This window comes from Kineococcus auxinigenes (genome assembly GCF_050871525.1).
Taxonomy (GTDB): Bacteria; Actinomycetota; Actinomycetes; order Actinomycetales; family Kineococcaceae; genus Kineococcus.
On sequence record NZ_JBKBCT010000001.1, the window covers coordinates 110753 to 129033 of the forward strand.

Here is an 18281-nt window from a genome sequence, read left to right on the forward strand (position 1 = left end):
GTGCTCCGAGCGTGAGAGGCAGGACGAGTGGTCAAGGTGCAGGAGGGTCGGCTGGACCCCGGCGCCCCGCTGGTGCTGTCCACCCACGAGCTGGGCCGTCGCCCGGGCACGATGCGCACGCTGCGGCGCACGGTCCCGGCCCCGGCGGACCTGGGCATCGCCGTGATCGGCGTCCCCGAGGGCAGCGACCTCGAGCTGGACCTGCGGATGGAAGCGGTCATGGAGGGCGTGCTGGTCTCCGGCACCGTCCGCGGCCGGGCCGTGGGCGAGTGCGTGCGCTGCCTGACCGAGGTGACCGAGGACGTCGAGGTCGAGGTCCAGGAGCTGTTCGCCTACCCCGGCAAGACGCCCGCCGAGGTCGGCGAGGACGACGACGAGGTCCGCGAGGTCGCCCCCGGCGAGCTCATCGACCTCGAGCCCGCGGTGCGCGACGCGGTCGTGCTGGAGCTGCCGTTCCAGCCCGAGTGCGACGGCCCGTGCCAGCAGGACTACGAGATCGGCGTCTCCGAGCGCACGCCCGGCGGCGCCGAGGACACCGAAGAGCCGGCGGACCCCCGGTGGGCCGCCCTGCAGGGCCTGCTCGAGCAGCAGCCCGGCCAGACCCCGTCCGACCCGAGAGAGAAGAGCTGACCGTGGCCGTCCCGAAGCGGAAGATGTCCCGCAGCAACACGCGGTCGCGCCGCGCCCAGTGGAAGGCGTCCGAGGAGACGCTGACCCGCACCGTGCAGCGCGGCCAGGTCGCCTACCAGCGCCCGCACACCGCGCGCGTCGTGACCGACTCCGCCGGCACCCCCCTGTACCTGGAGTACAAGGGCCGCAAGGTCAAGGACCTCTGAGCTGACCGCTCAACAGGACCGCGCCACCCGGTCGGGCGACGTCCCCGACGTCGCCCGGCTGGTGGGTGCCCTCGGCGTCGACATCGACGCCGACCTGCTCGTGCAGGCGCTGACGCACCGCTCGTACGCGTACGAGCACGGTGGTCTGCCGACCAACGAGCGCCTGGAGTTCCTCGGCGACTCCGTCCTGGGGCTCGTCGTGACCGACAGCCTGTACCACCGCCACCCGGACGTCTCCGAGGGCCGGCTGGCGAAGCTGCGCGCGGCGGTCGTGAACTCCCGCGCGCTGGCCGAGATCGCCCGCGGTCTGGACCTCGGCGCCCACGTGCGCCTGGGCAAGGGCGAGGAGACCACCGGCGGGCGGGACAAGTCCTCCATCCTCGCCGACACCATGGAGGCGGTCATCGGTGCCGCCTACCTGTCGCTGGGGCTGGAGGCTGCGCGCGAGTTCGTGCTGCGCCTGACCGCGGGCGTGCTGGAGTCCTCCGAGCGCCTGGGCGCCGGCACCGACTGGAAGACGGCCCTGCAGGAGCTGACCGCCGCCTCCGGGCTGGGCGTGCCCTCCTACGCGATCACCGACTCCGGCCCGGACCACGCCAAGAGCTTCGCCGCCGACGCCGTCGTCGGCGGCACCGCCTTGGGCCACGGCGAGGGGCGCAGCAAGAAGGAGGCCGAGCAGAAGGCCGCCGCGACCGCCGTGCAGGCGCTGCAGGAGGCGCAGGCCGCGCACGCCGCCCGCACGCAGGGCTGAGCGGGGCGTGCCCGAGCTCCCCGAGGTCGAGGTCGTGCGCCGCGGCCTGGCCCGCTGGGTCGCCGGCCGCCGCGTGCGCGAGACGCACCTGCTGCACCCGCGGGTGGCGCGCCGCCACGTCGCCGGCCCCGCCGACGCCGTGGCCCGCCTGGACGGGACCGTCCTCGCCGACGCCGTGCGCCGCGGCAAGTACCTGTGGCTGCCGCTGGTGGACCCGCTGCGTGGCGCGGCCGCCGAGGCGCTCGTGGTGCACCTGGGGATGAGCGGCCAGCTGCTCGTGGAGGCCGAGGACGCCCCGGAGGAGAAGCACCTGCGCGCCCGCTGGCGCTTCGACGGCTCCCGCACCCCGGACGGCGCGGCGGGCACGGAGCTGCGGTTCGTGGACCAGCGCACCTTCGGCGGCCTCGCCGTCGTCCCCCTGGTGCCCACCCCCGACGGCGGCCCCGGCGGGCTGGGCGAGGACCCGGGCGCCGCGTGGGGCCCGTTCCTGCCCGCGCCGGTCGCGCACATCGCCCGCGACCCGCTGGACCCCGCCTTCGACGACGCCGCGTTCGCCCGGCGGCTGCGCGAGCGCACCACCGGCCTCAAGCGCGCCCTGCTGGACCAGGCGCTGATCTCCGGGGTCGGCAACATCTACGCCGACGAGGCCCTGTGGCGCGCTCGCCTGCACTACGCCCGGCCCACCCGCACGCTGCGCGCCGCGCAGGTGGAGGTGCTGCTGGCCGGGTTGCGCGAGGTGATGACGGCGGCGCTGGCCGCGGGCGGCACGAGCTTCGACGCCCTGTACGTCAACGTCAACGGCGCCAGCGGGTACTTCGACCGCTCCCTGGCGGTGTACGGGCAGGCGGGGCGGCCGTGCCCGCGGTGCGGCACGCCGGTGCGGCGCGACGCCTTCATGAACCGTTCGTCGTTCACCTGCCCGGCGTGCCAGCCGGCACCGCGCACCCCGGCCGCCTGACCGCCCCCGCGACCCGCTGGCCCCTCACCCCGGGCGCAGCTCCGTCCACGTCTCGGTGACGCCGGGCAGCGCGGTCACGGAGGTGCCGGTGAGCTCCTCGACGAGTCCGAAGAGCCACCCCTCGGTGTCCGCGCGCGGTGCCGCCTCGTACGGCGACGGTGCGCCCTCGTCCACGACCACCTCGCCCTCGCTGATCACCAGCAGCCGTGACGTGTGCCCGGTGTCGGCGGCCTCGAGCACGTAGGTGTCGGTGGTCCCCGAGTACAGGACGGCCAGCGCCCGCTCGCCCCCGCTGCTCGCAGCCAGGGACTCGGGCACCTGCTCCAGCGCCGCCGCCGCGAAGTGCACGTGCAGCAGGCCGTCGCGCACCGCGGCGGCCACGGGGAACCCCTCGAACACCTGCGAGGTGCCCGCCCCCGCGCTGAACCCGGGCGGCAGCGACTCCAGGCCCCCGGTGGCGAACAGGTCGGCTCCGTTCCAGCTCACCGGGGCATCCTGCCCGCCGTCGCGCCCCTACGCTGCCCGTCGTGGACACCTCGACCGCGGCGGGCGGGACGCCCCCGGTGCCCGAGCGGTTGACCGTCTTCGTCTCCGGCGACGTGCAGGGCGTCGGCTTCCGCTGGTGGACGCGTTCGCAGGCCCTGGAGCTCGGCCTGTCCGGGCGGGCCGTCAACAAGAGCGACGGACGCGTCGAGGTCGTCGCCGAGGGCCCGGCGCGGCGGCTGGAGGAGCTGCTGGAGCGCCTGCGCGAGCAGCCCAGCGCGCACGAGCGACCGGGCCGGGTCACCGCCGTCGTCGCCCACCGCACCGCCGCCCGCGGCGTCAGCGGCTTCACCACGCGCTGAGCGTCCCCACCGCGCGGCGTCCCGGGCGGGGCCCGGGGCGAAGTTAGGCTCCTTGCCCGTGCACCTGAAGACCCTCACCCTCAAGGGGTTCAAGTCGTTCGCGTCGGCGACGACGCTGCGGCTGGAGCCGGGCATCACGTGCGTGGTCGGCCCGAACGGCTCGGGCAAGTCCAACGTCGTGGACGCTCTGACCTGGGTGATGGGGGAGCACAGCGCCAAGAGCCTGCGCGGCGGCAAGATGGAGGACGTCATCTTCGCCGGCACCACCGGCCCGGCCGGGCGCGCCGCGCTGGGCCGCGCGGAGGTCAGCCTCACCATCGACAACTCCGACGGGGCCCTGCCCATCGAGTACGCCGAGGTGACGATCACCCGGACGATGTTCCGCACCGGCGGCTCCGAGTACGCGATCAACGGCGCGCAGTGCCGCCTGCTGGACGTGCAGGAGCTGCTCAGCGACTCCGGCATCGGCCGCGAGATGCACGTCATCGTCGGGCAGGGCCAGATCGACGCGGTGCTGCACGCCTCCCCCGAGGAGCGGCGCGCGTTCGTGGAGGAGGCCGCCGGCGTCCTGAAGCACCGCCGCCGCAAGGAGAAGGCGCTGCGCAAGCTCGACGCGATGGAGGGCAACCTCACCCGCGTCGCCGACCTGGTCACCGAGATCCGCCGGCAGCTCAAGCCCCTGGGCCGGCAGGCCGAGGCGGCCCGGCGCGCGCAGGTCGTGCAGGCCGACCTGCGCGACGCGCGCCTGCGGCTGCTCGCCGACGACCTCGTGCAGGCCACCAGCTCGCTGCAGCGCGAGGAGGCCGACGAGGCCGCGCTGCAGCAGCGCCAGCAGCGGGTGGAGGCCGAGCTGGCCGAAGCCACCGGCCGGTTGCGCGCCGCGGAGGCCGCCGCCGCGGCCGCCGCCCCCGACCTCGCCCGCGCCGTGGAGACCCACCACCGCCTGCAGGCCCTGGCCGAGCGGCTGCGCGGCGTGCGGGCGCTGGCCGCCGAGCGCCTGCGGCTGCTGGCCGCCGAGACCGACGAGCAGACCGGCCGGCGCGACCCGGAGGAGCTGTCCGCCGCGGCCGCGCGGGTGCGCGCGGAGGAGGCCGAGCTGACCGGCAGGGTCGCCGAGCACCGCGCCGCCCTGGACGACGTGCTGGCCCGCCGGGCCGAGGCCGACCGCGCCGCCGCCGAGGAGGACCGCCGGGTGGCCGCCGCGCTGCGCGCCGCCGCCGACCGGCGCGAGGGCCTGGCCCGCCTGGGCGGGCAGGTCGCCGCCGCGCGCAGCCGAGTGGAGGCCGCCGAGGCCGAGCTGGAGCGCCTGTCCGGTGCGCTGGCGGACGCCGAGCAGCGCCGCGAGCGCGCCCGCTCGGACTTCTCCGCCCTGGAGACCCAGGTCGCCGGCGTCGAGGAGGGCGAGGAGGGCCTGGACGCCGAGCACGAGGCCGCCGCCGCCGCGCTCGCCGACGCGGAGGGCGCCTGCGAGGCCGCCCGCGCCGAGGAGCGCGCCGCCGCGCAGGAGCGGGCCGGCTGGGCCGCGCGCAAGGAGGCCCTGGAGATCGGGCTGGCGCGCGGCGACGGCGCCGGGGCGCTGCTGGCCGCCGGGCCCGCCGTGTCCGGGGTGCTGGGTTCGGTGGCGGCGCTGCTGGAGGTGGAGAGCGGCTGGGAGCAGGCCGTGGCCGCCGCGCTCGGTGCGGCCGCCGACGCCGTGGTCCTGGCCGGCCCGGCCGAGGCGGTCGCCGCGATCGAGCACCTGCGCGCCGAGGACGCCGGGCGCGCCGGGATGGTCCTGGCCGGGGCTGGTGCACCCCCCACCACCCCCGCCGAGGACCCCGCCGCCGGCGCCCTGCCCGAGGGGGCCCGCCCCGCGCTGGCGCTGCTGAAGGCCCCCGCCGAGCTGGCCGGGGCGCTGGCGCGGCTGCTCGGCGACGTCGTGGTCGTCGCCGACCTGGGCACGGCCCGCGCCGTGGTCGCCGCCCGGCCCGACCTGGTCGCCGCCACCCGCGACGGCGACGTGCTCTCCACCCACCGCGCGGCGGGCGGTTCCGCCTCGGCGCCCAGCCTGCTGCAGGTGCAGGCCGCCGTGGACGAGGCCACCGACGCCCTCAGCGCCGCCGAGCACCGCCTGCAGCGCGCCCAGTTCGCCCTCACCGGCGCCCAGCACGCTCGTGAGCAGGCCGCCGACCGGGTCGAGGCGGTCCTGGAGCGCCTGCACGAGAACGACGCGCGGATGAACGCCGTCGCCGAGCAGCTGGCCCAGCTGGGTGCCGCGGTGCGCGCCGCGGCCGCCGAGGCCGAGCGCACGCTCGCCACCCGCACCCAGGTCGCCGAGCGCCTCGAGGCCGACCGCGCCCAGCTCGCCGAGCTCGGCGAGCGCCACGAGGCCGCCTCCGCCGCCCCCGACGACGACGACACCGCCACCTCCACCGACGAGCGCGACCGCCTGGCCGAGCACGCCCGGTCCCTGGGCCGCGCCGAGACGGAGGCGCGCCTGGCGCTGCGCACCACCGAGGAGCGCGCCCGCGCCCTGGCCGGCCGCGCCGACGCCCTGGAGCGGCAGGCCGCCGAGGAGCTGCGCGCGCGGGAGCGGGCCGCGGCCCGCCGCGCCCGGCGGGCCGAGCAGGCCCGCGTCGCCACCGGTGTGCGCGAGGGTGCCGACCGGGCCCTGGCGCACTGGGAGACCTCCGCCGCCGAGGCGTCGCGGCTGCGCGAGGCGGCCGAGGCGGCCCGCGCCCGCTTCGAGGAGGAGGTGGGCACCGCCCGCCGCGCCGTCGAGGCGCTCACGGCCGAGCAGCACCGCCTGGGCGACTCCCGGCACGCCGACGAGGTCGCGCGCGCCCAGCAGCGCTGGCGCATCGAGGCGCTGCGCACCCGGGCGGTCGAGGAGCTGGGCACCGACCCCGACGTCCTGGTCGCCGAGTTCGGCCCCGACCAGCTCGTGCCGCCGTCCCCGCCGGCGCCCGGAGACCCCGAGCCCGACGAGCCGCCGCAGCCGCGCCCCTACGTGCGCGCCGAGCAGGACAAGCGCCGCCGCGCCGCCGAGCGGGCCCTGGCGCAGCTGGGCACGGTCAACCCGCTCGCGCTGGAGGAGTACGCGGCGATGGAGGAGCGCCACGCCTTCCTCGTCACCCAGTCCGAGGACCTGAAGAAGTCCCGCAAGGACCTGCTGGACATCGTCAAGGAGGTGGACGAGCGCGTCGAGCGGGTCTTCTCCGAGGCGTTCGCGGACGTCTCCGCCCAGTTCGAGCAGGTCTTCCCGCGCCTGTTCCCCGGCGGTGAGGGCCGCCTGGTGCTGACCGACCCGCGCGACATGCTCGCCACCGGCATCGAGGTGGAGGCGCGCCCGGCCGGCAAGAAGGTCAAGCGGCTGTCGCTGCTGTCCGGCGGGGAGCGCTCGCTGGCCGCGGTGGCGCTGCTCGTGGCGATCTTCCGCGCCCGCCCCAGCCCCTTCTACGTCCTGGACGAGGTCGAGGCCGCGCTGGACGACGCGAACCTGTCGCGGCTGATCACCCTGTTCGAGGAGCTGCGCGCCTCCAGCCAGCTCATCGTCATCACGCACCAGAAGCGCACCATGCAGATCGCCGACGCCCTGTACGGGGTGACGATGCGCGGCGACGGCATCAGCACCGTCGTCAGCCAGCGGCTGCGCGAGGCCGCACCGGCCTGACGGGGACCGTTCCCGGAACCCGCGGGCCGGTGCCACCGGGAACCGGGTGGTGACGCATCTGCGAAGGGTTGGTCACGGAGCGGCAACATCGTCGTGGCGCGGTGGTGCACCCGGGACGCGCGGGGCACTGTTGTCCTCGTGGTGATGACGACGCTGATCGTGACGTTCTTCCTCGTGGTGGGACTCGCGCTGGCGGTCCTGCTCTCCGTCGCCGCGCCGCCCATGCGCGCCCGGGGCAGCCGGCTCCAGGCTCGCCTGGACGCCCTCGCGGCCCGCTGGACGCCGGTGCTGCTGCGCGCCGCCGCCCGGGCCCGCGCCCGCGCCCGCGCGCACGCCGAGCACCTCGCCCACCGCCTGGCGGCGCACCGGGCCCGCCCGGGCGACGAGGCCGAGGCCGCCCGCGCCCGCTGACGCGCACCTGACGCGCGGCTCCGCGCCCGACGCGCCGGGACGGCCGGCGGACGCCGCCGCACGGGTCTGGGAGGATCGGCCCCCGTGGGAACCCTCGACATCCTCATCGGCGTCGCCGTCCTGATCGCCCTCGCGGCGGTCGGTGCCGTCGCGGGCCTGGTGCGCCCGCGGCGGCGCCGCTCCTCGCTGCCGCCGCGCGCGGGGGAGCAGGCCGGCCGCTCCAGCCTCGGCCCGCGATCGGACACCGACCCCCTGCCCGGGGTCGGGGACGACGCGGAGGTGCCCCGCGACTCGCCCAGCCGCGCCGTGGACGTCGTGGAGCTGCCCGAGGAGCCCGCCGGCCCCCTCACCGAGCGGCCCGAGTCCGCCGTCGGGCGCCTGGTCCGGCTGCGCGAGCGGCTGGCGCGCTCCAACTCCGCCCTGGGCCAGGGCCTGCTGGCGCTGCTCTCGCGCGACACCCTCGACGAGTCCACCTGGGAGGAGGTCGAGGAGACGCTGCTGCTGGCGGACGTCGGTGTCGGCCCCACCACCGAGATCGTCGACCACCTGCGCGAGCGGGTGCGGGTGCTCGGCACCCGCGAGCCGGCCCAGCTGCGGGAGCTGCTGCGCGAGGAGCTGCTGGCGGCCATCGGCCCCGACGTGGACCGCTCCCTGGCCACGCAGCGCCACGGGGACCGACCCGCGGTCGTCCTCGTGGTGGGCGTCAACGGCACCGGCAAGACCACCACCGTCGGCAAGCTCGCCCGGGTGCTCGTCGCCGAGGACAAGGACGTGGTGCTGGGCGCCGCCGACACCTTCCGCGCCGCGGCGGCCGAGCAGCTGGCCACCTGGGGCGAGCGCGTCGGCGTGCCCACGGTGCGCTCCGAGCGCGACGGCGCCGACCCCGCCTCGGTCGCCTTCGACGCCGTCAAGGCCGGTGCGGAGGCCGGTGCCGACGTCGTCCTGGTGGACACCGCCGGGCGCCTGCAGAACAAGGCCGGGCTCATGGACGAGCTGGGCAAGGTCAAGCGGGTCGTGGAGCGCCACGGCCCCGTGGACGAGGTGCTGCTCGTGCTGGACGCCACCACCGGGCAGAACGGGCTGCGCCAGGCGGCGGTCTTCTCCGAGGTCGTGCAGGTCACCGGCATCGTGCTGACCAAGCTGGACGGCACCGCCAAGGGCGGCATCGTCGTGGCCGTGCAGCGCCAGCTGGGCGTGCCGGTGAAGCTGATCGGCCTGGGGGAGGGCCCGGACGACCTGGCGCCCTTCGAGGCCGAGGCGTTCGTGGACGCGCTGCTGTCCTGACCCGACCCACCACCGGCCGCCCCCCCGGCCCGCACCACCGGCCCGCACCACCGGCCCGCACCACCGGCCCCGTCGCACCCCGTGCGGCGGGGCCCTTCGCGTCCGGGGCGCGTAACACGAAGTTCACACGGCTGCCGGGCTCGTCACCGGTGCGAAACACGCGGTGGACGCGGGTGTAACAGGGCGGGTCCACGGTTGCTCCCGTTCCACCGACCAGCCCCGCCGCGCACCTCGCGGCGACCCCGTCCCCCCGCCGGCACGCGCCGGCCTCGCGGAAGGCCCCGTTGCCCATGGATACCGGTGACACCGCCTGGGTCCTCACCAGCGCCTCGTTCGTGCTGCTGATGACCCCCGGCCTCGCGCTCTTCTACGGCGGCATGGTCCGCGCCAAGAGCGTCCTGAACATGATGATGATGAGCTTCGGCGCCCTCGGCCTGATCGGGGTCCTGTGGGTGCTGTACGGCTATTCGATGGCGTTCGGGAACGACGTCGGCGGCGGCCTGCTGGGCGACCCGTTCGAGCACCTGGGTCTGAACGGCCTGCTGGGCGAGGACAACCTGTCCGCCACCCTGCCCGGCATGGCGTTCGTCGGCTTCCAGGCCGCCTTCGCCATCCTCGCCGTCGCCCTGATCTCCGGCGCCATCGCCGACCGCGCCAAGTTCGGCGCGTGGATGGTCTTCGCCGGCGTGTGGGCCACGATCGTGTACTTCCCCGTGGCGCACTGGGTCTTCGCCTTCGACAACGACGACGCCGGCGTCGTGGGCGGCTGGATCGCCAACGGCATCGAGGCCATCGACTTCGCCGGCGGCACCGCCATCCACATCAACGCCGGCGCCGCCGCCCTCGCCCTCGTGCTCGTCCTGGGCAACCGCAAGGGCTTCGGCCGCGAGCCGATGCGCCCGCACAACCTGCCGATGGTCATGCTGGGCGCCGGGCTGCTGTGGTTCGGCTGGTTCGGCTTCAACGCCGGCTCGGCCGTCTCCTCCGGCAACACGGCCGCCGTCGCGTGGGTCAACACCCTGGTGGCCACCTCCGCCGCGATCCTGGGCTGGCTGCTCACCGAGCGGTTCCGCGACGGGCACGCCACCTCCCTGGGCGCCGCCTCCGGCGCCGTCGCCGGCCTGGTCGCCATCACCCCGGCCTGCGCGGCCGTCAACCCGATCGGCGCCATCGTGATCGGCGTCCTCGCCGGCGTCCTGTGCGCCCTGGCCGTGGGCCTGAAGTACAAGCTCGGCTACGACGACTCCCTCGACGTCGTCGGCGTGCACCTCGTCGGTGGCCTGTGGGGCACGATCGCCGTGGGCTTCCTGGCCACCGCCGACGCCCCCAACGGCGTCGACGGCCTCTTCTACGGCGGCGGCGTGGACCAGCTGTGGCGCCAGGTCGTCGGCGCCCTCGCCGTCCTGGTCTTCTCCTTCGTCGTCACCTGGGTCATCGGCCTGGCGATCCAGAAGACGATGGGCTTCCGCCTGGACGCCGAGGACGAGGCCGTCGGCATCGACACCGTCGAGCACGCCGAGTCCGGCTACGACTGGGGCACCCTCGGCGGCGGCCACCTCGGTGGCGGCGGCGGAGCGCCCCGTCCCGACGCCCGCCGTTCCACCACAGGTTCGTCCTCGGAGGTCTCCGCGTGAAGCTGCTCACCGCCATCATCAAGCCGCACAAGCTCGACGACGTGAAGTCCGCCCTGGAGTCCTACGGGGTGCAGGGCCTGACGATCTCCGAGGCCTCCGGCTACGGCCGCCAGCGCGGCCACACCGAGGTCTACCGCGGTGCGGAGTACACCGTGGACATGGTCCCCAAGGTGCGCGTGGAGGTCCTCGTCGACGACGACGACGTCGACGACCTCGTCGAGGTCGTCGTCAAGAGCGCGCAGACCGGGCGCATCGGCGACGGCAAGGTGTGGACCCAGCACGTGGAGGACGTGGTGCGGGTGCGCACCGGCGAGCACGGGCCGGACGCGCTGTGAGCACCCGTCCCGGCACGACCAGGTCCGCGCGGCCGCGGGGGCGGCGCTGAGCGCCGACCTGCGCACCGAGCGGCTCGCGCTGGCGGTGCGGGCCGGGCGACCCGGCCCGCACCGCCGCGCCGAGCTGGTCCAGCTCGTGGAGTCCCGCCTGCGCGACGTGTGGGACCGCGCCGTCGCCCCGCTGCCGCAGCTGCTCGCCGACCCGGACGGTCCCGCCGGCGCCACCACGGGGCTCGCCCTGGCGTGCGTGGGGTCCCTGGCCCGCGGCGACTGCGGCCCCGCCAGCGACGTCGACCTGGTGCTGCTGCACGACGGGCGCCTGGGCGCCGACGACGTCGCGGCCCTGGCGGACCGCCTCTGGTACCCCCTGTGGGACACCGGGCTGCGCCTGGACCACTCGGTGCGCACGGCGCGCCAGTGCCGCGAGGTCGCCGCCGCGGACCTGACCGCCGCGATCGGGCTGCTGGACCTGCGGGTGGTCGCCGGTGACGGCGGCCTGGTCGCCCGCACCCGCGGGCACCTGCTGGACGACTGGCGGGCCGGTGCCCGGCGGCGCCTGCCGCAGGTGCTGGAGTCGCTGGCCGAGCGCGCCGCCCGGTGCGGTGAGCTGGCGCACCTGCTGGAACCGGACCTGAAGGAGGCCCGCGGGGGCCTGCGCGACGTGGTCGCGCTGCGCGCGCTGGTCGCCACCTGGCTCACCGACCGCCCGCACGGCGCCGTCGACGCAGCGCACGAGGTGCTGCTGGACGTGCGCGACGGGCTCCACGCGTGCACGGGGCGCCCCGGCGAGCGCCTCGTGCTGCCCGAGCAGGACGCCGTGGCGGTCGTCTGCGGCTACGCCGACGCGGACCTCCTGCTGGCCGCGCTGGCGCAGGCCGCCCGCACCGTCTGCGCCGCCGTGGACACCACCGCCCGCCGCGCCCGTCAGTCGGGGCCCTCGCGCCGCTTCCGCGCCGCGGGGCGCCGCCCCCGGCTGCGCTCGCTGGGCCACGGCCTGGTCGAGCACGACGGCGAGGTCGTCCTGGGCGCCGGCGCGGTGCCGGCGCAGGACCCGGTGCTGCCGCTGCGCGCGGCCGCGACCGCCGTGCGCGCGGACCTGCCGCTCTCGCCGGCCACCCTGGAGCACCTCGTCTCCACCTGCCCGCCGCTGCCCGTCCCGTGGCCGTCGGCCGCCCGCGAGGCGCTGCTGGAGCTGCTGGCCGCCGGGCCGGCGCAGGTGCCGGTGTGGGAGCAGCTGGACCAGGTGGGCCTGGTGGAGCGCTGGGTGCCCGAGTGGACGGCCGTGCGCAACCGCCCCCAGCGCAACGCGGTGCACCGCTGGACGGTGGACCGCCACCTCATCGAGACCGCGGTGGCCGCGCGCGCCGCCGTGCGGGACGTGCCGCGCCCGGACCTGCTGCTGCTGGCCTGCCTGCTGCACGACATCGGCAAGGTGGCCGGGTCGCAGGACCACGCCCGCACCGGCGCGCCGCTGGCCCGCCGGGCGTGCGAGCGCGCCGGCCTGGAACCCGCTGACGCGGCGGTGGTGGAGCGCCTCGTCGCCGAGCACCTGACGCTGGTGGACCTGGCCACCCGCCGCGACCCCGACGACCCGCGCACGGTCGAGGCGCTCGTGGCGGCCGTGGACGGGCGCTCGGACGTGCTGGACCTGCTGCGGGCGCTGACCGAGGCCGACGCCCGCGCGGCCGGGCCCGCGGCCTGGTCGCCGTGGCGGGCGCGGCTGGTCGACGACCTGGTGGCCCGGGCGCGCGCCAGCCTGGCGGGGGAGCCGGTGCCCGCCGTGGGCGGCTTCGACCCCGAGGAGCAGGCGCTGGCCGCGGACGTGGCCGCCGGGGGCCCCACCCGCGTGGACGTGCGCGAGGTCGACGGCTTCCTCGTCGTGCGGGTCGTGGCGCGCGACCGCACGGGCCTGTTCGCGGACCTGGCGGGCCTGCTGGCCGGGCACCGCCTGCTGGTGCGCTCGGCCCTGGTGCGCACCCTGGGCGGGGTGGCCGTGGACTCCTGGTGGGTGGAGTCACCCTCCGGCGACGCCCCGGCGGCGGAGCTGCTGCGGCAGGGCCTGGAGCGCATCGCGGCCGGCGACGTCGCCCTGCTGGACCGGCTGGCGGCCCGCGACGCGCGCACCCCCCGGCCCACCGGCGGGGTGCGCGCGCTGGTGGCGCACCCGCGGGTGGTGATCCTGCCCGGCGCCTCCGAGCGGGCCACCGTCCTGGAGGTGCGCGCGGCCGACCGCCCCGGGCTGCTGCACGCGCTGGGGCGGGCGCTGGCCACCGAGGGCGTCGACATCCGCTCCGCGCACGTGGCCACCTACGCCGCCCAGGCGGTGGACACCCTGTACCTGGCCGAGGCGGACGGGCGGCTGCTGACGCCGCCGCGGGTGGCGATGGCGGTGCGCGCGCTGTCGGACGCCGCGGAGGTGCCGGGCTGACGGGCGGGCGGGCTGGCGGGGCCGCGGCGCGCCTCCCGTAGGCTGAGCAGGTGTTCGCCACGCTCTCCGACCGCCTCACCGCGACGTTCAAGTCCCTGCGCGGCAAGGGGCGGCTGTCCGCCGAGGACGTCGACGCGACCGTCCGCGAGATCCGCCGGGCCCTGCTCGACGCCGACGTCGCGCTGCCCGTGGTGCGCGAGTTCACCGCGCAGGTGCGCGAGCGGGCCACCGGCCTGGAGGTCTCCCAGGCCCTGAACCCGGCCCAGCAGGTCGTCAAGATCGTCAACGAGGAGCTCGTGGCGATCCTCGGCGGCGAGACCCGCCGGCTGCGCTTCGCGAAGAACCCCCCGACGGTGATCATGCTGGCCGGCCTGCAGGGCGCCGGCAAGACCACCCTGGCGGGCAAGCTGGGCCGCTACCTCAAGCACAACGGGCACCGCCCGCTGCTGGTGGCCTGCGACCTGCAGCGCCCCAACGCGGTGAACCAGCTGCAGATCACCGGTGAGCGCGCCGGGGTGGACGTCTTCGCCCCCGAGCCCGGCAACGGCGTCGGCGACCCCGTCGCGGTGGCCCGCGCCAGCGTCGAGCACGCCCGCCACCACCACCACGACGTCGTCGTCGTGGACACCGCCGGCCGCACCGGCGTGGACGCCGAGATGATGCAGCAGGCCATCGACATCCGCGCCGCCGTCACCCCCGACGAGGTGCTCTTCGTCCTGGACGCCATGATCGGCCAGGACGCCGTGGCCACCGCCGAGGCGTTCCGCGACGGCGTCGGCTTCGACGGCGTGGTCCTCACCAAGCTCGACGGCGACGCCCGCGGCGGCGCCGCCCTGTCGGTGCGCCAGGTCACCGGCCAGCCGGTCGTGTTCGCCTCCACCGGCGAGAAGCTCGACGACTTCGAGCTCTTCCACCCCGACCGGATGGCCTCGCGCATCCTGGACATGGGTGACGTCCTCACCCTCATCGAGCAGGCCGAGAGGGCGTTCGACGCCGAGCAGGCGCAGTCCATGGCGGCCAAGTTCGCCGCCGACGAGGACTTCACCCTCGACGACTTCCTCCAGCAGCTCAACGCCGTGCGCAACATGGGCTCGATCAAGAAGATGCTCGGGATGCTGCCCGGCATGGCCCAGCTGCGCGACCAGCTCGACGCCTTCGACGAGCGCGAGTTCGACCGCATCGAGGCGATGGTCCGCTCGATGACCCCCCTGGAGCGCCGCCAGCCGCGCATCATCAACGGCTCGCGCCGCGCCCGCATCGCCGCCGGCTGCGGAGCCAGCACCTCCGCCGTCAACGACATGCTCGAGCGCTTCGGGCAGGCGCAGAAGATGATGCGGCAGATGCGCAACGGCCTGGGCGGCGGTGGGCTGCCCGGCATCCCCGGCATGCCCGGCGTGGCGGGCGGCGCCTCCAAGAAGCAGAAGGCGCGCGCCGCGGCCGCCAAGGGCCGCAAGGGCAAGTCCGGCAACCCGGCCAAGCGCGCCGAGCAGGAGCGGGCGGCCGCCTCGCGGGCGATCACCAGCGAGCCCGGCGGCGGCTCCGCCTTCGGCGCCGCGCAGCCGCCCGCGGAGTTCGACCCCTCGCAGCTGAACCTGCCCAAGGGCTTCGACAAGTTCCTCGGCGGTCGCTGAGCCGGGACGCGGAGCGGGCGGCGGCGTGGCCGGCATCGAGGCCCTGCACCTGAGCGGGCCGGTGCTGACCGGCCCGGACGAGGTGCGCGGCGAGGCGTGGGTGGTCGGCGGCCGGCTGACCTTCTCCCGCCCCGCCGGCGCGAGCACCACCGAGCTGCCGGGGTGGGTGCTGCCCGGCCTGGTGGACGCGCACTGCCACGTCGGGGTGGGCCCCACCGGGTGGGTCGACGACGCCACCAGCGAGGCGCAGGCGCTCGCCGACCGCGACGCCGGTGCGCTGCTGCTGCGCGACGCGGGCTCGGCCTCGCAGACCCGCTGGATCGACGAGCGCGAGGACCTGCCGCGCATCGTGCGCGCCGGCCGGCACATCGCCCGCACGAAGCGGTACCTGCGCGGGCTGGCCCACGAGATCGAGCCGGAGGACCTCGTCGAGCACGTGCGCGCCGAGGCCCGCCGCGGCGACGGCTGGGTCAAGCTCGTGGGCGACTGGATCGACCGCTCCCGCGGCGACCTCGCCCCCTGCTGGCCGGCCGACGTGCTGCGCGCCGGTGTCGAGGCCGCCCACGCGCTCGGTGCCCGCGTCACGGTGCACCAGTTCGGCGAGGAGGGCGTGGAGGACCTCCTCGCCGCCGGCGTGGACGGCATCGAGCACGGCACCGGCCTGAGCGCCGCCACGATCGAGGCCGTGGCCGCCCGCGGCGTCGCGGTCGTGCCCACCCTGGTCAACATCGCGACCTTCCCAGGCATCGCCGAGCGCGGGGAGGTGAGGTTCCCCGCGTACGCGGCGCACATGAGGGCGCTGCACGCGCGCCGGTACGCCACCGTCGCCGCCCTGCACGAGGCCGGGGCGCCCGTCTTCGCCGGCACCGACGCCGGCAGCGTCCTGCCGCACGGCCTCGTCGTGGACGAGCTGCACGAGCTGGTGGCCGCGGGACTGCCGCGCGCGGCGGCCCTGGACGCCGCGGCCTGGTCGGCGCGGCGCTGGCTGGGTCACCCGGCGCTGGCCGAGGGTGCGCCCGCGGACCTGCTGGTCCTGGACGGCGACCCGCGCGCCGACCTCGGCGTGCTGCGCCGGCCGCGCGCGGTGGTGCTGCGCGGGCGCGCGGTGGCGGGAGCGGCGCTGCGCTGACGGCGGTCGAGCGGCACCGCGCACCTCTGGCACAATGGCGGGTGCACCCGAACGCCCAGGGACCCTCTCACCCGCAGCGTTCGCGTCCACGAGCCCCGCTCACCGGCGTCCCCACACCGGGTGGTGGCGGCTCACCCTGATGAGAACCGGAGACTTCCCCACGTGGCTGTCAAGATCCGCCTGAAGCGCATCGGCAAGATGCGTTCGCCGTTCTACCGCGTCGTCGTCGCGGACTCGCGCTCCAAGCGCGACGGCCGCGCCATCGAGGAGATCGGCGTCTACAACCCGATGACGCACCCCTCGACCATCGAGATCAAGTCCGACCGGGCGCAGTACTGGCTCGGGGTCGGCGCGCAGCCCTCCGAGCAGGTCGCCGCGCTGCTCAAGGTCACCGGCGACTGGCAGAAGTTTAAGGGCACCAAGGGTGCCGAGGGTCGCTACCAGCAGCCCTCCACCACCACCAAGCAGGCCACTGCCGCGTCCCCGGCCCCCGCCGCCGCGGAGGCCCCGGCCTCGGAGTCCTGACCCGGTGCTCGCGGACGCCCTCGAGCACCTCGTGCGCGGCATCGTCGGGCACCCGGACGACGTGCGCGTGACGTCCAAGACGTCGCGCCGCGGCCCCCTGCTCGAGGTCCGCGTGCACCCCGAGGACCTGGGCCGGGTCATCGGCCGCTCCGGCCGCACGGCCAAGGCACTGCGCACCGTCGTCGGTGCCCTGGCCCCCGGGCGCCAGGTCCGCGTCGACCTCGTCGAGGTCGACCGCCGCTGAACCCGCACCACCGGTGAGCGCCGGGGTCGCCGACCGCGACCCCGGCGCTCGCTGCGTTCCACCCCCGCACACCCCTCTGCACGCATCCCAGCACCGCCCAGGAGAGACCGCCGTGGAGTACGTCGTCGCCCGCATCGGCCGCCCGCACGGCGTGCGCGGCGAGGTGACCCTCGAGCTGCGCACCGACGCGCCCGAGGAGCGCTTCGCCCCCGGCGCGGTCCTGCGCACCGACCCGCCCGCCCGCGGCCCGCTCACCGTGGCCTCCGCCCGCTGGCACACCGGCACGCTGCTCGTCACGTTCACCGGGGTGGACGACCGCAGCGCCGTGGAGGCGCTGCGCGACACCCTCCTGCTGGCCGACGTCGACGAGGACGCGGGTGCCGAGGAGGACGCCTGGTACCCGCACCAGCTGCGGGGCCTGGCCGCGGTGAGCGCCGACGGCACAGCGCTGGGCACGGTCGCCGACCTGCTCACCGGCACCGCCCAGGACCTGCTGGTCGTCACCGGCACCGACGGGCGCGAGGTGCTGGTGCCCTTCGTGGAGCGGCTGGTGCCGACGGTCGACGTGGCCGGCGGGCGGGTCGTCCTGGACCCGCCCGGCGGGCTGTTCGCCGAGCTGCCCGGCGACGAGGACGGGGCCTGAGGTGCGCGTCGACGTCGTCTCCATCTTCGGCGAGTACCTCGCACCGCTGTCGCTGTCCCTCATCGGCAAGGCGCGCGCCCAGGGCCTGCTCGACGTGCGCGTGCACGACCTGCGCGAGCACACCCACGACCGGCACCGCACCGTCGACGACACCCCCTACGGCGGCGGCGCCGGCCTGCTGATGAAGCCCGAGCCCTGGGGCGAGGCGCTGGACGCGGTCCTGGCCGACCCGCCCGACGGTGTCGGCGGGGACGGCGAGGACGGCGGGGACGGGCCGGTGCTGCTGGTGCCCAGTCCCGTCGGGGAGGTCTTCACCCAGGCGCTGGCCGTGGAGCTCGCGGCCGAGCCGTGGCTGGTGTTCGCGTGCGGGCGCTACGAGGGCATCGACGCGCGCGTCGCCGAGCACTACCGCTCGCGCGGCGTGCGGGTGCGCGAGGTCTCCCTGGGCGACTACGTGCTCAACGGCGGGGAGGTCGCCGTGCTCGTCGTCGTCGAGGCGGTGGCCCGGCTGCTGCCGGGGGTCGTCGGCAACGCCGCCAGCCTGGCCGAGGAGAGTCACGCCGCCGAGCACGACGGGCTGCTGGAGCACCCCGCCTACACCAAGCCCGCCAGCTGGCGCGGGCTGGACGTGCCCGCGGTGCTGTCCAGCGGCGACCACGGGGCGGTGGCGCGCTGGCGGCGCGAGCAGGCGCTGCGCCGCACCGCCCGGCGCCGCCCCGACCTGCTGGCCCGTCTCGACCCCGCCCGCTGCAGCGCCGCGGACCGGGCCGTGCTCGCCGAGGAGGGCTACGTCCCCGGCGCGCACGGGTTCGATCCGGCCCCGTCCGCTGTGGCAGACTGAACAGCTGACCACACCAACCAGCCGCGACGGCCGGTGACCCCTGCCCCCGGGCGGGGCGGTGCGCCCGCCACAGGGGGCGCACCCGGCCGGAGACACCCGTCGCGGGACCGATGCCCGAGCCGGGGACCTGTGGC

Annotated in this window: 18 protein-coding genes; 17 read left to right on the forward strand and 1 reads right to left on the reverse strand. The window is 76.6% G+C overall.

What is annotated here, in order from left to right; translation table 11 throughout:
* Positions 1 to 36: 36 nt before the first annotated feature.
* The 4 genes from ACRYR9_RS00485 (at position 37) to mutM (ending at position 2545) form a co-directional block, all read left to right on the forward strand.
* Positions 37 to 630: a YceD family protein gene (locus tag ACRYR9_RS00485; protein ID WP_432491636.1), complete on the forward strand. Its 594-nt coding sequence runs from the start codon at positions 37 to 39 to the stop codon at positions 628 to 630.
* 2 nt (positions 631 to 632) lie between these two features.
* A complete protein-coding gene (rpmF, locus tag ACRYR9_RS00490; protein ID WP_166611797.1) occupies positions 633 to 836 on the forward strand; it encodes a 50S ribosomal protein L32 in 204 nt (67 codons plus the stop codon).
* Between the two features lie 61 nt (positions 837 to 897).
* Positions 898 to 1587, forward strand: a complete 690-nt coding sequence (gene rnc / locus ACRYR9_RS00495; RefSeq protein ID WP_432491638.1) for a ribonuclease III — start codon at positions 898 to 900, stop codon at positions 1585 to 1587.
* Positions 1588 to 1594: 7 nt separating this feature from the next.
* Positions 1595 to 2545, forward strand: coding sequence for a bifunctional DNA-formamidopyrimidine glycosylase/DNA-(apurinic or apyrimidinic site) lyase (gene mutM, locus ACRYR9_RS00500; protein WP_432491640.1), 951 nt, complete (start codon positions 1595 to 1597; stop codon positions 2543 to 2545).
* Positions 2546 to 2569: 24 nt separating this feature from the next.
* On the opposite strand, the gene ACRYR9_RS00505 is transcribed toward mutM, so the two are convergent.
* Positions 2570 to 3031: a hypothetical protein gene (locus ACRYR9_RS00505; protein ID WP_432491642.1), complete on the reverse strand. Its 462-nt coding sequence runs from the start codon at positions 3029 to 3031 to the stop codon at positions 2570 to 2572.
* Between the two features lie 77 nt (positions 3032 to 3108).
* Between ACRYR9_RS00505 and ACRYR9_RS00510 the strand changes: the two genes are divergently transcribed.
* The 13 genes from ACRYR9_RS00510 (at position 3109) to trmD (ending at position 18147) form a co-directional block, all read left to right on the forward strand.
* Complete coding sequence (locus ACRYR9_RS00510; protein WP_432491810.1) at positions 3109 to 3390, forward strand: acylphosphatase; 282 nt, start codon at positions 3109 to 3111, stop codon at positions 3388 to 3390.
* Positions 3391 to 3448: 58 nt separating this feature from the next.
* A complete protein-coding gene (gene smc / locus ACRYR9_RS00515; RefSeq protein WP_432491644.1) occupies positions 3449 to 7042 on the forward strand; it encodes a chromosome segregation protein SMC in 3594 nt (1197 codons plus the stop codon).
* 144 nt (positions 7043 to 7186) lie between these two features.
* A complete protein-coding gene (locus ACRYR9_RS00520) occupies positions 7187 to 7453 on the forward strand; it encodes a hypothetical protein (RefSeq protein WP_432491646.1) in 267 nt (88 codons plus the stop codon).
* A gap of 84 nt (positions 7454 to 7537) precedes the next feature.
* A complete protein-coding gene (gene ftsY / locus ACRYR9_RS00525) occupies positions 7538 to 8737 on the forward strand; it encodes a signal recognition particle-docking protein FtsY (protein ID WP_432491648.1) in 1200 nt (399 codons plus the stop codon).
* A gap of 290 nt (positions 8738 to 9027) precedes the next feature.
* Positions 9028 to 10371, forward strand: coding sequence for an ammonium transporter (locus ACRYR9_RS00530; RefSeq protein ID WP_432491650.1), 1344 nt, complete (start codon positions 9028 to 9030; stop codon positions 10369 to 10371).
* Positions 10368 to 10706 (forward strand): P-II family nitrogen regulator, encoded by a 339-nt coding sequence (locus ACRYR9_RS00535; RefSeq protein WP_432491652.1) that lies wholly within the window; start codon positions 10368 to 10370, stop codon positions 10704 to 10706. The genes ACRYR9_RS00530 and ACRYR9_RS00535 overlap by 4 nt, the downstream gene beginning before the upstream one ends.
* A gap of 58 nt (positions 10707 to 10764) precedes the next feature.
* Positions 10765 to 13134: a [protein-PII] uridylyltransferase gene (locus tag ACRYR9_RS00540; protein WP_432491812.1), complete on the forward strand. Its 2370-nt coding sequence runs from the start codon at positions 10765 to 10767 to the stop codon at positions 13132 to 13134.
* A gap of 50 nt (positions 13135 to 13184) precedes the next feature.
* Positions 13185 to 14765: a signal recognition particle protein gene (gene ffh / locus ACRYR9_RS00545; RefSeq protein WP_432491654.1), complete on the forward strand. Its 1581-nt coding sequence runs from the start codon at positions 13185 to 13187 to the stop codon at positions 14763 to 14765.
* Positions 14766 to 14799: 34 nt separating this feature from the next.
* Complete coding sequence (locus tag ACRYR9_RS00550; RefSeq protein ID WP_432491814.1) at positions 14800 to 15894, forward strand: amidohydrolase family protein; 1095 nt, start codon at positions 14800 to 14802, stop codon at positions 15892 to 15894.
* 162 nt (positions 15895 to 16056) lie between these two features.
* Entirely contained in the window at positions 16057 to 16419 is a 363-nt protein-coding gene (gene rpsP / locus ACRYR9_RS00555) for a 30S ribosomal protein S16 (RefSeq protein WP_432491656.1), read from the forward strand.
* Positions 16420 to 16423: 4 nt separating this feature from the next.
* Positions 16424 to 16663 carry an RNA-binding protein gene (locus tag ACRYR9_RS00560; RefSeq protein ID WP_432491658.1) on the forward strand — a complete coding sequence of 80 codons (240 nt, stop codon included), beginning with the start codon at positions 16424 to 16426 and terminating at the stop codon, positions 16661 to 16663.
* Between the two features lie 112 nt (positions 16664 to 16775).
* Positions 16776 to 17306: a ribosome maturation factor RimM gene (gene rimM / locus ACRYR9_RS00565; protein WP_432491659.1), complete on the forward strand. Its 531-nt coding sequence runs from the start codon at positions 16776 to 16778 to the stop codon at positions 17304 to 17306.
* 1 nt (position 17307) lies between these two features.
* Positions 17308 to 18147, forward strand: coding sequence for a tRNA (guanosine(37)-N1)-methyltransferase TrmD (trmD, locus tag ACRYR9_RS00570; RefSeq protein WP_432491661.1), 840 nt, complete (start codon positions 17308 to 17310; stop codon positions 18145 to 18147).
* The last annotated feature ends 134 nt before the right edge of the window (positions 18148 to 18281 follow it).